The sequence below is a fragment of the Tenacibaculum aestuarii genome, from assembly GCF_964510395.1.
GTDB classification, from domain to species: Bacteria; Bacteroidota; Bacteroidia; order Flavobacteriales; family Flavobacteriaceae; genus Polaribacter; species Polaribacter aestuarii.
On the sequence record NZ_CAZEFY010000003.1, the window covers coordinates 665,575 to 678,859 of the forward strand.

The following is a 13,285-nucleotide window of genomic DNA, read 5'->3' on the forward strand; positions in this document are numbered from 1 at the left end:
CATTTACAATTAATATGAAAAAAATTAGCTTACTATTATTTATTGGTATTTCCTTTTTTAGTTTTTCTCAAGAAAACATAGGATATCAAGAACCGCCTAAAGAAATTTTAAACCTTGCTGATGCTCCATCTACTCCTAGAATAAGGATGAGCGAAAATGCTGAAAACATTGTGTTTTTATATTCTAACAATTATAAGAGTATTGAAACCTTATCAGAAACAGAAATGCGTTTGGGAGGATTAAGAATTAATCCTAAAACCAATATCAACAGTAGACAAAGTTATTACAATGATATAAAAGTCAGAATTGGTAAAAAAGGAACTGAAAGTGCTGTTACTGGGCTACCAGCTAAAGGTCGTTATGCGAACTTTTCTTGGTCTCCAGATCAACAAAAAATGGCTTTCACGAATACAACTTCTACTGGTGTAGAATTATGGATTCTAGATATTAATGCTAAAAAAGCAAAAAAACTTACTTCAGCTACCCTTAATGCTAATATGGGAAGACCTTTTTCTTGGTTTAAAGATAGTAACTCTTTATTAGTTAAATTTATTTCTAAAGAAAGAAAAGAATTAATTGATACTAAAACTAGTATTCCTTCTGGGCCAACTGTTTCAGTTAATCAAAAAGGAAAAAAAGCGCAAAACAGAACTTATCAAGACCTTCTTAAAAACAAAACTGACGAACATAATTTTGAGCAGTTAGCTTTGTCTGAACTACAAAAAGTAGACCTTAACGGGAATAAAAGTACTTGGATGGAAGATAATATGTATAGAAGTGTTTCTTTTTCTCCTGATGGAAATTATGTTATGATTACCATTATTCAAAAGCCTTTTTCGTATTTAGTCCCTTATTTTAGATTCCCTGCCAAAACTAACATTTATGATACAAATGCCAATCTAATTACTACGGTTCTTGAAGTTCCTTTAATAGAAGATTTACCTAAAGGTTTTATGGCTGTAAGAAAAGGTAAAAGAAATTTAAGTTGGCGTAGAGATAAACCTTCAACTATTTTCTGGGCTGAAGCTTTAGATGAAGGAGACCCTGAAAACGAAGTACCTTACAGAGATGAAGTTTTTGAATTAGAAGCACCATTTAATGGTAAAGCAAAATCGTTAATTAAAACGGTTGGTCGTTTTAGTAATATAAATTGGGGTAATAACAACACTGCAATAGCAGAAGATTATTGGTGGAACACAAGAAATACAAAATCTTATTTCTTCAACCCTTCAAAAAACTCTATAAAACCTGTTACTATTTATGACAGAAATTATCAAGATAGATACAGTGATCCAGGTTCATTCGTTACGAAACGTAATGAGTATGGTCAATATACACTAGATATAATTGATAACAATGTTTTCTTAATTGGAGATGGTTATAGCAAAAAAGGAAAATTTCCTTTTGTTGATAAGTTAAACTTAAAAACATTAAAAACATCAAGATTATACCAATCTAAACTAACGGATAAAGTTGAAAGTATAGTAACTTCTTTAGATATGAAAAAAGGAGAAATTATAGTTGGTATAGAATCTAAAAGTGAATTCCCTAATTATTTTGTAAGAAATATTAAAAAGAAATCTACTCCTATCACCCCATTAACAACCTTTGAAAACCCTTTCAAAAGTCTTCAAAATATTTATAAAAAGGTTATTAAGTACAAACGTGAGGATGGATTAGAGTTATCTGGTACTTTATACCTACCAAGTAACTATGAAAAAGGAAAAAAGTATCCTATGATTATGTGGGCTTACCCAAGAGAGTTTAAAGATAAAAGTAGTGCTGGACAAAGTACATCTAGTTCAAATGAATTTACCTACCCTTGGTACGGATCACCTATCTATTGGGTAACTAGAGGTTATGTAGTCTTAGATGATGCTTCTTTTCCTATTGTAGGTGAAGGAAAAGAGGAGCCTAACGATACTTTTATAAAACAATTAGTAGGAAATGCGAAAGCAGCAATAGATGCTGTTGATGAATTAGGCTATATTGATCGTAATAAAGTTGCTGTTGGCGGGCATTCTTACGGTGCTTTTATGACTGCAAACCTATTATCACATTCTAACTTATTTGCAGCTGGTATTGCAAGAAGTGGAGCTTATAACAGAACTTTAACTCCTTTTGGTTTTCAAAGTGAAGAGCGTAATTATTGGGAAGCTCCAGAAGTATATTATAACATGTCTCCTTTTATGCATGCAGATAAAATGAAAACACCTCTTTTATTAATTCATGGAGAAGCAGATAACAACTCAGGGACTTATCCTTTACAAAGTGAGCGTTATTTTAACGCATTAAAAGGACTTGGAGCTCCTGTTAGACTTGTTATGCTTCCTAAAGAAAGTCATGGTTATAGAGCTAAAGAATCTATTATGCATATGCTTTGGGAACAAGATCAATGGTTAGAAAAACATGTTAAAAACAGAAAAATAAACTAACCCATAAAAATTAAGCTGAACGCCTTTACCTCAAAGTAAAGGCGTTTTTTATGTCATCTTGTCACTAATTTTTTAATTGGTATTTTTTTTGACTATTCAATCCACAGAAAATAATATCAAACAAAATATATACTTATGAGTAAAGGAAACATTAATGTATCGGTTGAAAATATATTTCCACTGATTAAAAAATTCTTGTATTCTGACCACGAAATCTTTTTACGTGAGTTAATTTCTAACGGAACTGACGCTACTACTAAATTAAAACACCTTATTTCTATTGGTGAAGCTAAAACAGAATTAGGCGACGCTAAAATTGAAATAAGCATTGATAAAGATGCCAAAACCTTAACTATCAAAGACCAAGGTCTTGGTATGACAATGGAAGAGGTTGAAAAATACATCAACCAAATTGCTTTTTCTGGAGCTGAAGAGTTCTTAGAAAAGTATAAAGACGATAAAAACGAAACAGGTGTTATTGGTCACTTTGGATTAGGTTTCTATTCAGCTTTTATGGTGGCTGATAAAGTAGAAATTTTCACTAAATCGTTCAAAGACGAACCTGCTGCTCACTGGACATGTGATGGTTCGCCAGAATATACTTTAGTGGAACACGACAAGTCTGACAGAGGTACTGAAATCGTATTACATATTGCTGAAGATTCTACTGAGTTTTTAGAAGAAGGTAAAATTAGCGGGCTGTTAACTAAATACAACCGTTTTAACCAAGTACCAATTAAATTTGGAACTAAAGAAGAAACTTTACCTTTACCAGAAGATGCTGCTGAAGATGCAAAACCAGAAACAATAACTGTTGATAATATTATCAACAACACAGATCCTGCTTGGACAAAAAAACCTGCGGATTTAGAAGATGAAGACTATAAAAACTTCTACCGTGAATTGTATCCAATGCAATTTGAAGAGTCTTTATTCCACATTCACTTAAATGTAGACTATCCATTCAACTTAACAGGAATTTTATATTTTCCTAAGTTAACGCAGAACTTGGATATGCAAAAGGATAAAATCCAATTGTACCAAAACCAAGTATTTGTAACGGATAACGTAGAAGGAATTGTTCCTGATTTCTTACAAATGTTAAAAGGGGTAATTGATTCTCCAGACATTCCTTTAAATGTTTCTCGTTCTTATTTGCAAGCTGACGGAGCCGTTAAAAAAATCTCTGGATACATTACTAAAAAAGTAGCAGACAAACTCTCTTCTTTATTCAAAAATAACCGTGAAGATTTTGAACAAAAATGGAACGATATCAAGGTTATTATTGAGTATGGAATGTTATCGGAAGAAAAATTCTTTGATAAAGCGAAGAAGTTTGCCTTATACCCTACTGTTGATAACAAGTTCTTTACGTTTGACGAATTAGTTGAAAAAACCAAAGATGCCCAAACTGACAAAGACGGAAATCATATCGTTTTATATGCTGCCCACAAAGATGCGCAACATAGTTATATTGAAGATGCAAAAGTAAAAGGATACGAAGTATTGTTGTTAGACTCTCCTATCGTTTCGCATTTAATGCAAAAGTTAGAAATGGAGTCTGGTGAAGCTAAAGTGCAGTTCAAACGTGTAGATGCTGACCATATTGACAATTTAATTAAGAAAGACGATACAGTAATTTCTAAACTTTCTGACGAAGAAAAAGAGAAATTAAAGCCAGTTATTGAAGGAGCTGTAAACAACACAAACTATACAGTACAGCTAGAGGCAATGGATTCTAATGCTTCTCCTTTCATAATTACTGTACCAGAATTCATGCGCCGTATGAAAGAAATGAGTGCTACTGGTGGTGGCGGAATGATGGGAATGGGTAACATGCCAGAAATGTACAACTTAGTAGTAAATACTAATCACGAGTTAGTATCGGAAATTTTAAATGCTGATGAAGACAAGCAGAAACAATTAGTTACACAAGCATTTGATTTAGCTAAGTTATCTCAAAACCTATTACATGGTGAAGAGTTAACCAACTTTATTAAACGTTCATATGAACTAATTAAATAATGGTAAACTTCCATAGATAAATTTAAAAAGCCTCTTTGTATGTACAGAGAGGTTTTTTGTTTTTAATTCTCTACAAAATACATTAGATTCGTTTCACTAAAAAAACAGCAATAAACTGAGATTATGACGCATATTATTTGTTTTGGAGATAGTATTACTAGAGGCGAAAATGACAGTGATAAAGGTGGTTGGGCAGATCGTTTAAAAGCTCACTGCATGAAACTTTTTCTAAAAACCAGAAAAGATGAGATTTGTGTTTTCAACATGGGTATTGGAGGAGAAACAACAGAAGGCTTAGTTAAAAGGTTTGCTAACGAATTCAATACAAGACTTTTGAAAGACGGGAACAATATTGTAACATTGGCATATGGTGCTAACGATATTGCTTTATTAAATGGTAAAAACGCAGTTTCCTTAGAAAAATTTCGCGACAATCTTAATTTATGTATAGAACATGCCTTAAAACACAATGCAACTGTCTATTTAATCAATATACTTCCAGTTATAGAAGACGATAATAATATTAAAAAGAGGTTACTAAAAGATATTTTAAGATATAATGACATTTTATTATCAATAGCTCAAAAGCAAGACATTCATTTTATTGATGTACATAGCAAATTTGACATTGTTAAAGAGAATTTACTTACCTATGATGGGGTTCATCCTAACGCAGAGGGACATGAAAAAGCTTTTAACCTAATTAAAGAGGCTATTTTTAGTAAATCACAATTAACAACCTAACCCTCTCTTTTTCTTTTTGATATATTTGTTCACATTCAAAAATATAATCATGAAGAAAATCCTTTTAACCATTGTAGCTACCGCTACTCTTCTTTCTTCTTGCAAACAAGAAAAAAAAGAAGCGGTTAACACTACTACTCCAGAAAATATGGAGTTTAATCAGTTACTAAAAGACTATAACGAAGGAAAATTACAATTAAACCCTGTAAATGCAACTTTTGCTGGTGACAATCGTTTTAACGATCAGTTTCCTAACACACTTTCAGACGAATATCAAGCGAAAAGCAATGAGTTTTTCAAAAACTACAAAACAAAACTTAGCAATTTTAATGATGCTGACTTAACCGAAAGTCAACAAATGAGTAAAGCTGTATTGGATTGGGACTGTGATATGGCATTGGCACAAGCTAGTTATAAAAATGACTTATTAATGCCTATTAACCAAATGTGGACAATTAACCTTACTATGGGGCAATTGGCTAGTGGTAGTAGTGCACAACCATTTAAAACAGTTGAAGATTACGACAATTGGTTAAGTAGATTAGACAAATACAATACGTGGTTACAATCAGCTAAAGAACGTATGCAACAAGGAGTCGAAGAAGGATATGTATTACCAAAATCATTAATCCAAAAAGTAATTCCTCAATTTGAAAGCCTAACTGTTGTTAAAAAATCATCTGAAGGAATCACAGATTTTTCTGAGCATTTGTTCTATTCTCCAATAAACGCTTTACCAGCTGATTTTTCTGATGCTGATAAAACTAGACTAACAGAAGCATATACCAATATTTTGAATGATAAATTAATTCCGTCATTCAAAGCCATGTATGAATTCTTGAAAAATGATTATTTAACTGCTGGTAGAGAAAGTAGTGGTATTTCTGATATTCCTAATGGAAAAGAATATTACCAACACGCTATCAAAAACTACACAACTACCAATATGACTGCTGATGAAATTCATGAATTAGGACTAAAAGAAGTTGCTCGAATTTTATCAGAAATGGAAAAAGTAAAAGAACAAGTTGGTTTTGAAGGAAGTTTAAAAGAATTCTTTGATTTTGTTCGTAATAACAAAGAGTTAATGCCATATACAGAGCCGCAACAAATTATTGATAATTTTAATGCGATTCACCAAAAAATGAAGCCACAATTAGAAAAGTTATTTGGTAACAAGCCAAAAACTCCATTTGTGGTAAAGCAAACTGAAAAATTCAGAGAGGCATCAGCAAGTGCTGAATACAACCCTGGTTCGTTAGACGGAACTCGTCCTGGAGTTTTCTATACACCAATTCCTGATGCTACTAAATACAATGTATTTTCTGATGAAGCTTTATTTTTGCATGAGGCTATTCCGGGGCACCATTATCAAATTTCATTAACGCAAGAAAATGAAGACTTACCAGATTTTAGAAAAACTTTATGGTACAGTGCTTATGGTGAAGGTTGGGCATTGTATACTGAAAATTTAGGAAAAGAATTAGGTTTATATACCGATCCTTATCAATACTTCGGAATGTTAGGTATGGAAATGCACCGAGCGATTCGTTTAGTAGTTGACACAGGAATACATGCTAAAGGTTGGAGTCGTGAAAAAGCGATTCAATATTCATTAGATAATGAAGCGGAAGGTGAAGCAAGTATTATCTCTGAAATTGAGCGTTATATGGCAAATCCTGGACAAGCATTATCATATAAAATCGGACAATTAAAAATCCGTGAATTACGTGCTAAGGCTAAAAAGGAATTAGGTGATAAATTCGACATTAAAGAATTTCACAATCAGGTTTTAGAAACAGGATGTATTCCTCTAGCGCTTTTAGAAAACAAAATCGACAAATGGATAGCTTCTCAAAAGTAACTTTGTAAATCTTCATAAAAAGTCCGTTCTAACTATTCAGAGCGGACTTTTTTAGTATTTTAGACCTGAATTTATTTATTATGAAATGAGCCATAAGGAATATTGACCCTTATCAAAATTTTTGTTGGCGAATTACATCGGACCAATAAAAAACGATAAAAATAAACAGATGAAAAAGCTATTATACTCCCTATTCATTACTTCCTTTACTTTTGCTCAAACAAATACCGAAATTCATTTATTTGATATCAATTCTGAAGATGGAAAATGGAAGGTGACCAATGGAAAAAACATTTCAAATAATGAAGGATATGATAGCCAACCTTATTTTTATGATGACAACACTATACTGTTTGCTTCCAATAGAGATGGACAAACCGATATTGTAAAATATTCTATTGATAACAGAACTAAGAGCTTTATTAATTATACGCCTAATGGAGGTGAATATTCTCCTCAACGAATTCCCAACTCAAAAGATGTTTCTGCTGTACGTTTAGATGATAATGGCTTACAACGTTTTTATCAGTATAACTTTAAAACAGGTAAAAGTAAAGAAGTAATTAAAGAATTAGTAGTAGCATACCCTATATGGTATAATAAAAACCTTATAATTTCTTCAGTAATTGTAAATGATACTCTTGAACTTTATATTAGTGACTTAAAAAAGAACACAAACATCTCTGTAGCTAAACAAACTGGACGTTCATTTCATAAAATTCCAAACTCTAACTTGGTCAGCTTTATGAAACAAAATAGTAAAAAATGGGAAGTTTGGTCATTAAACCCTATTTCTAAAAAAACTGAAAAAATCATTTCAACAGGAACAAGTCAAGATGTTTGTTGGCTTCCTGATGGTACGTTGTTAATTGCTTATCAAAACATGATTTTTCAATACAACCCTAGAACTAACAAAAAGGTATCTGTTTTTCACCAGTTTAAAAATGAAAACATCAATAATATTTCAAGAATTATGGCAAATCCTGAGGGAACAAAACTAGCAATCGTAGCAGAAGTATCACCTAGATCTTTAGCACAAGAACAATTAGAGGCTTATAATAAAAGAGATATAGACGCTTTTTTAAAACCTTACGCTAAGGATGTAAAAGTGTATAGCTACCCAAATAAATTAGAATATGAAGGTATTGAAGAAATGCGTAAACGATATGCTCCTAAGTTTGAAGCTACAAAAGATTTACACTGTAAAATTATTAGTAGAGTAGTTAAAGGAAATGTAGTGATAGATGAAGAAGAAGTTACAGCAAACGGAGCTACCTTTCATGCTGTTGCCATTTATGAAATAGTTAATGGAAAAATTAGTGTGGTTAGGTTTGTTCGGTAATAGTTTACATTTTTAATCTTTTAGTAAAGTGATTTTTTAAAAAATAGATTTGTACAAAAACCATTACAGTAAAAAAGAAACACGCACACAGCATTAGATTAGATACTGTAATGTTTTCAAATAAATTAGGTATTTGAATATTTGATAAGTAATCTATTCTCATCTTGGGTATTTTCAACCAATTCAATGAAGTTCCTTTTGACACAAACAACATACTAACAGCTAACACACTAGCTAAAACAACCCATACTTCTTTAGAAATTAATGGTGTAGCTTTATAAATAGAAGATTGCTCTTCTTTTAAAATAGTACCCATAATATTTGCAGTAAAATCAATAGATGGTGTTTCCTCTTCTATTTCGTTGATATACTTTTTTATAAAAGCGTCTAACTCCTTTATGTTTTTATTTTCTCCCATAATGATTAATCAATTCTGGTTCTACTTTTTTCTCTACTATACTCAGTAAACTCTTTCTCGCTCTATGTAATTTTACTTTAACATTAGCTTCAGAAAAGCCTGTAATCTCTACTATTTCCTTTAAACTTAGTTCTTCAAAATAAAACATCCACAATATAGAACGTTCTTCTTCTAACAAATTTAACAAACAATTATTTATTACTTGTGCTCTTTCCTTTTGTTCAATACCTTCTAAAATACTATCCGTAGATTTTATTCTATTAATAGTAACTTCATCAATTGCATCAGTATTATATCTTTCTTTATTCTTTTTCAAACTATCTAAACAAGTTCTATACGTTATTTTATATAACCAAGTAGAAAATTTTGATTCTCCTTTAAACTTGCTTAAATTCTTATAAGCTTTGATAAAAGTATCTTGCGATATTTCTTCAGCTTCCTCTCTTCTCTTTACCATTTTTAACGCTAACGAAAAAACCATTACTTTATACTTTTCTACTAAAAAAGCATAAGCATTAGCATCTCCTTCAAGAGTTTTATCTATGTAAGTTTGATCGTTAATAATAGTCATTTTATACTATGACCGTATCTTTTTAGAAAAGGTTACAAGTATTTATCAAAAAAAAGTGAAAATTTTCTGTAACCTTTTTTAAAGTACAACTGTCATACTTGCAAACACATTAAAAATAATCATTTTAAACTTAAAAATATGGAAGTAGCAATTGTATTTATGTTTTTGTTTGCAGTAATATTCGGAATCTTTTATTTATTCTATTCAACAAGAAATAAAGAACGTTTAGCTTTAATTGAAAAAGGTGTAGATGCCAAAATTTTTATGCAAGGCGAAAAAAAGCGTTCTACATTAACAGGAAGAGTTATTATCTTAAACTTGGCCTTATTAGCTATGGGAATAGGTGTCGGCGTTTTATTAGGTGCTATTTTAAGTTCTTTCTTTGGTTACAGTGGTCCTTGGGAAACACGCCCAACAGATGCTATTGATTCTGAAATTTTCTTTGTAGCTTCTATTTTTCTATGTGCTGGTGGTGCTTTGTTAATCGGATTTAATCAAACTAAAAAATTGGACAACGAATAAACCTAACTCTCCAAATAAATAAGTAAAAAGAGAATGAATGCAATTTCATTCTCTTTTTTGTTTTGTAATTTAGTAAGCTAAACTCTTTAACATGAAAAAACTAGCCATATTCTTTTTATTAATTTCTATAACATTATCAGCGCAAACAGATCCCAAAATATATGATATTATCAATGCTGTTTCTTCTGAAAGAATTAAGACAGATATCACAACATTAGCTAACTTCGGTACACGTCATACTTTAAGTGATACTGTTTCTAATACACGTGGAATTGGCGCTGCTCGTCGTTGGATAAAAGCTGAATTTGACAAAATTTCTTCTGATTGTAATAACTGCTTGGGGGTATTTTATCAAAAAGACTTGGTTAAAAAAGGAACCAACAGTAGAATTACCAAAGATGTTTGGGTGGTGAATGTAGTGGCTATTCAAAAAGGAACTAAATATCCAAACAATTACATTGTAATGAGTGGTGATATTGATTCAAGAATTTCCGATCCTAATAATTTCACTGATGATGCACCTGGTGCTAATGATAACGCTTCTGGAATGGCTGGAACTATTGAAGCAGCTCGAGTTTTAAGTAATTATACATTTGAAAACAGTATTATTTATGTAGGACTATCAGGTGAAGAACAAGGTTTATTTGGTGGAAAAGGTTTAGCTAATTATGCTAACGAAAATAATTGGAATATCATTGGAGTACTAAACAACGATATGATTGGAAATATTAAAGGGGTTGATGGTGTAATTGACAATCGTACGTTTAGAATCTTTTCTGAACCTGTACCTCCAACCGAAACTGAACAACAACGAAAAGCTCGTCGTTTTTATGGTGGTGAGGTGGACGGTATTTCACGTCAGTTAGCTCGCTATATCTATACAACAACCAGAACTTATATGCCTGAAATGAATCCGAAAATGATTTATCGTTTAGATAGATTTGGTCGAGGTGGGCATCACCGACCTTTTAACGATGCTGGTTTTGCGGGTATTAGAATTATGGAAGCTCACGAAAATTATACGCAACAACACCAAGATATTAGAACTGAAAATGGTATTGAATACGGAGATCGCTTACAATTTGTGAATTTTGAATATGCTAAAAAATTAACAGCTGTAAATGCTATCAACCTAGCGAATATTGCTGCTGCCCCACCCTCACCAAAAAATGTAGGAATTGGTGGTATTGTTGAAGCATCTGCTAAATTACAATGGGATAAAGTTGATGGTGCGAAAGGCTACAAAATTTATTGGAGAGATACTACTTCTCCAACTTGGGATAATTTTAAATATGTAGAAAACATTACTGAATTTACTTTAGACGGAATTGTTATTGATAATTATTTCTTTGGAGTAAGTACAGTAGGAAAAAACGGGCACGAAAGTATTGTTTCATTTCCTTCAAAAATTATACGTTAATTCATGGATAACAAACCTCATCTTTATTTTAAAACAGACACTGAATGGCGAGAATGGTTGTTAGAAAACCACAATGAAAGTGATGGTGTACACCTCATTCTTTATAAAATTGACCTTAATATACCTAGTATGCGTTGGGAAGAAGCGGTTAAAGTTGCGCTATGTTTTGGTTGGATTGATAGCACAGTAAAAAGCCTAGGTGATGGTAAACGACGACAATATTTTTCTCCTAGAAAACCTAAAAGTGTTTGGAGTGCTCTAAATAAAAAATACATTGAAGAATTAATAACGCAAGATTTAATGCATGCTTCTGGAATTTCTTCTATAAAAATTGCTAAAGAGAACGGATCTTGGTCTGCCTTAGATTCCGTAGAAAATTTAATTGTTCCAGAAGATTTACAAGTTGAATTTGATAAAAATACAGTAGCATTTGACAACTATCAAAATTTTGCACCTTCTTACCGTAAAGGCTATTTATATTGGTTAAGTCAAGCTAAAAGAGAAACTACAAGAACAAAGCGAATTTATGAAATCATACGTTTGTGTGCTATCAATAAAAAGTCTAGGTGATTTTTAGTATATTGTTGTACAATCAATTAACTATATGCAACTAGAATCCCTCGTCAAAAAATTTAAAGCTAAAGACGTTAAAGCTTTTGAAAAGCTGTACGATCTTTACAACGAAAGTGTGCAAGGTGTCGTTTTTAACATTGTTAGAGAACAATCCATTGCCGAAGAAGTAACCCAAGACGTTTTTATAAAAGCTTGGAATAATGCCGAATCTTATTCAGAAAAAAAAGGACGTTTTTTTACTTGGATTATCAATATTGCTCGAAACGCAGCTATAGATAAAGTGAGGTCTAAAAATTTTAAGAACAATGCTAAAAACCTTGATGCCGAATTTTTCGTAGATATATTAGAGAATCACGATAGTTTAGATATAAAAACCGATGCTATTGGTATTAAAAACTTTGTAAACAAATTAAAAGAAACTTGCATTAAAGTAATAGAACTACTGTACTTTAAAGGTTTTACACAAAAAGAAGTTTCTGAAAGTTTAGATATACCTCTTGGAACTGTAAAAACTAGGAATCGAAATTGTATTAACGAATTAAGAATTATGTTGAAATAATGGAAGCTGATAAACACATAGAATCTGGAATATTAGAACTCTACATAGCTGGTGCACTTTCTGAAAAAGAAAATGAGCAAGTATATAGCTTAATGATGAAGCATCCTGAAATTTTAGAGGAAATTAAAGAAATTGAAAAAACAATTTCAACCCTTACTGCTCATGTTGCTCCAAAAAATAGTGCAACATCTTTTAAAGATGTTTTAATTAAAATGTTACAAGAAAAGGAAGACGCTATAAAAATGCTTTCTTTAAAAATAACAAGAAAAAACTGGAGTACTTATACAGGATGGGCAGCGGTATTGGTTGTTGGTAGTTCTTTAGTTTTATCTTTAAATAAGAGTGCTAATTTACAAGGTAAAATAGACACTATAAATGAAGCTAAAGAACAATATGAAATTCAGTTAGATGAAACTAATGCTGATTTAGCTGAAAATAAAAAACTTTTAGCAGTAATAAGAAATAAAGACATAGTTACGGTTCCTTTACAAGGACAGAAAGTATACCCTGAAGCTTATGCAAAAGTATACTGGAACAAAAACTCTAAAAATATTTATTTAGATGTTCAAGGTTTACCTGATCCTCCAGAAGGAAAAGTTTATCAAGTATGGTCTTTAAAACTTGATCCGCTTTCTCCTACTAGTTTAGGCACCATAGATAACTTTACAGCGAACGATAGTAAAATATTCACTATTAATAACCCTAACGAATCCCAAGCGTTTGGAATAACATTAGAACCTGCTGGTGGTAGTAAAACACCAACCTTAGAACAATTATACACTTTAGGAGCAGTATAATATTATTTACCTTAA

12 protein-coding genes are annotated in these 13,285 nt (G+C 31.6%); 10 read left to right on the forward strand and 2 right to left on the reverse strand.

What is annotated here, in order from left to right; all coding sequences use genetic code 11:
* Positions 1 to 14: 14 nt before the first annotated feature.
* The 5 genes from ACKTSU_RS09145 (at position 15) to ACKTSU_RS09165 (ending at position 8,410) form a co-directional block, all read left to right on the forward strand.
* On the forward strand, positions 15 to 2,435 hold the full coding sequence (locus ACKTSU_RS09145; RefSeq protein ID WP_408036078.1) for an alpha/beta hydrolase family protein: 2,421 nt from the start codon (positions 15 to 17) through the stop codon (positions 2,433 to 2,435).
* Between the two features lie 135 nt (positions 2,436 to 2,570).
* Positions 2,571 to 4,460 (forward strand): molecular chaperone HtpG, encoded by a 1,890-nt coding sequence (gene htpG / locus ACKTSU_RS09150; RefSeq protein ID WP_408036079.1) that lies wholly within the window; start codon positions 2,571 to 2,573, stop codon positions 4,458 to 4,460.
* A gap of 123 nt (positions 4,461 to 4,583) precedes the next feature.
* Entirely contained in the window at positions 4,584 to 5,204 is a 621-nt protein-coding gene (locus ACKTSU_RS09155; protein ID WP_408036080.1) for an SGNH/GDSL hydrolase family protein, read from the forward strand.
* 49 nt (positions 5,205 to 5,253) lie between these two features.
* Entirely contained in the window at positions 5,254 to 7,068 is a 1,815-nt protein-coding gene (locus ACKTSU_RS09160; protein ID WP_408036082.1) for a DUF885 domain-containing protein, read from the forward strand.
* 169 nt (positions 7,069 to 7,237) lie between these two features.
* The gene (locus ACKTSU_RS09165) at positions 7,238 to 8,410 is read left to right on the forward strand and encodes a nuclear transport factor 2 family protein (RefSeq protein WP_408036083.1); all 1,173 of its coding nucleotides are present in this window, start codon (positions 7,238 to 7,240) and stop codon (positions 8,408 to 8,410) included.
* Positions 8,411 to 8,414: 4 nt separating this feature from the next.
* Here ACKTSU_RS09165 and ACKTSU_RS09170 read toward each other — a convergent pair whose 3' ends face one another.
* Both ACKTSU_RS09170 and ACKTSU_RS09175 read right to left on the reverse strand, forming a co-directional pair.
* The gene (locus ACKTSU_RS09170) at positions 8,415 to 8,828 is read right to left on the reverse strand and encodes a hypothetical protein (RefSeq protein ID WP_408027784.1); all 414 of its coding nucleotides are present in this window, start codon (positions 8,826 to 8,828) and stop codon (positions 8,415 to 8,417) included.
* On the reverse strand, positions 8,815 to 9,399 hold the full coding sequence (locus ACKTSU_RS09175; protein ID WP_408036084.1) for an RNA polymerase sigma factor: 585 nt from the start codon (positions 9,397 to 9,399) through the stop codon (positions 8,815 to 8,817). The genes ACKTSU_RS09170 and ACKTSU_RS09175 overlap by 14 nt, the downstream gene beginning before the upstream one ends.
* Positions 9,400 to 9,537: 138 nt before the next feature.
* Between ACKTSU_RS09175 and ACKTSU_RS09180 the strand changes: the two genes are divergently transcribed.
* The 5 genes from ACKTSU_RS09180 to ACKTSU_RS09200 all read left to right on the forward strand — a co-directional run bounded on the left by ACKTSU_RS09180 (position 9,538) and on the right by ACKTSU_RS09200 (position 13,270).
* Positions 9,538 to 9,921, forward strand: coding sequence for a DUF6249 domain-containing protein (locus ACKTSU_RS09180; RefSeq protein ID WP_408027786.1), 384 nt, complete (start codon positions 9,538 to 9,540; stop codon positions 9,919 to 9,921).
* A gap of 91 nt (positions 9,922 to 10,012) precedes the next feature.
* The gene (locus ACKTSU_RS09185; RefSeq protein ID WP_408036085.1) at positions 10,013 to 11,341 is read left to right on the forward strand and encodes a M28 family peptidase; all 1,329 of its coding nucleotides are present in this window, start codon (positions 10,013 to 10,015) and stop codon (positions 11,339 to 11,341) included.
* 3 nt (positions 11,342 to 11,344) lie between these two features.
* Positions 11,345 to 11,911 (forward strand): YdeI/OmpD-associated family protein, encoded by a 567-nt coding sequence (locus ACKTSU_RS09190; RefSeq protein ID WP_408036086.1) that lies wholly within the window; start codon positions 11,345 to 11,347, stop codon positions 11,909 to 11,911.
* 34 nt (positions 11,912 to 11,945) lie between these two features.
* Positions 11,946 to 12,473 (forward strand): RNA polymerase sigma factor, encoded by a 528-nt coding sequence (locus ACKTSU_RS09195; RefSeq protein ID WP_408036087.1) that lies wholly within the window; start codon positions 11,946 to 11,948, stop codon positions 12,471 to 12,473.
* A complete protein-coding gene (locus ACKTSU_RS09200) occupies positions 12,473 to 13,270 on the forward strand; it encodes an anti-sigma factor (RefSeq protein WP_408036088.1) in 798 nt (265 codons plus the stop codon). Before ACKTSU_RS09195 ends, ACKTSU_RS09200 begins: the two co-directional genes overlap by 1 nt.
* Positions 13,271 to 13,285 lie beyond the last annotated feature (15 nt).

Coding starts and splice junctions, on each gene's coding strand:
- ACKTSU_RS09145 (WP_408036078.1), top strand. CDS start 15: ATGAAAAAAATTAGCTTACTATTATTTATTGGTATTTCCTTTTTTAGT.
- htpG (WP_408036079.1), top strand. CDS start 2,571: ATGAGTAAAGGAAACATTAATGTATCGGTTGAAAATATATTTCCACTG.
- ACKTSU_RS09155 (WP_408036080.1), top strand. CDS start 4,584: ATGACGCATATTATTTGTTTTGGAGATAGTATTACTAGAGGCGAAAAT.
- ACKTSU_RS09160 (WP_408036082.1), top strand. CDS start 5,254: ATGAAGAAAATCCTTTTAACCATTGTAGCTACCGCTACTCTTCTTTCT.
- ACKTSU_RS09165 (WP_408036083.1), top strand. CDS start 7,238: ATGAAAAAGCTATTATACTCCCTATTCATTACTTCCTTTACTTTTGCT.
- ACKTSU_RS09170 (WP_408027784.1), bottom strand. CDS start 8,828: ATGGGAGAAAATAAAAACATAAAGGAGTTAGACGCTTTTATAAAAAAG.
- ACKTSU_RS09175 (WP_408036084.1), bottom strand. CDS start 9,399: ATGACTATTATTAACGATCAAACTTACATAGATAAAACTCTTGAAGGA.
- ACKTSU_RS09180 (WP_408027786.1), top strand. CDS start 9,538: ATGGAAGTAGCAATTGTATTTATGTTTTTGTTTGCAGTAATATTCGGA.
- ACKTSU_RS09185 (WP_408036085.1), top strand. CDS start 10,013: ATGAAAAAACTAGCCATATTCTTTTTATTAATTTCTATAACATTATCA.
- ACKTSU_RS09190 (WP_408036086.1), top strand. CDS start 11,345: ATGGATAACAAACCTCATCTTTATTTTAAAACAGACACTGAATGGCGA.
- ACKTSU_RS09195 (WP_408036087.1), top strand. CDS start 11,946: ATGCAACTAGAATCCCTCGTCAAAAAATTTAAAGCTAAAGACGTTAAA.
- ACKTSU_RS09200 (WP_408036088.1), top strand. CDS start 12,473: ATGGAAGCTGATAAACACATAGAATCTGGAATATTAGAACTCTACATA.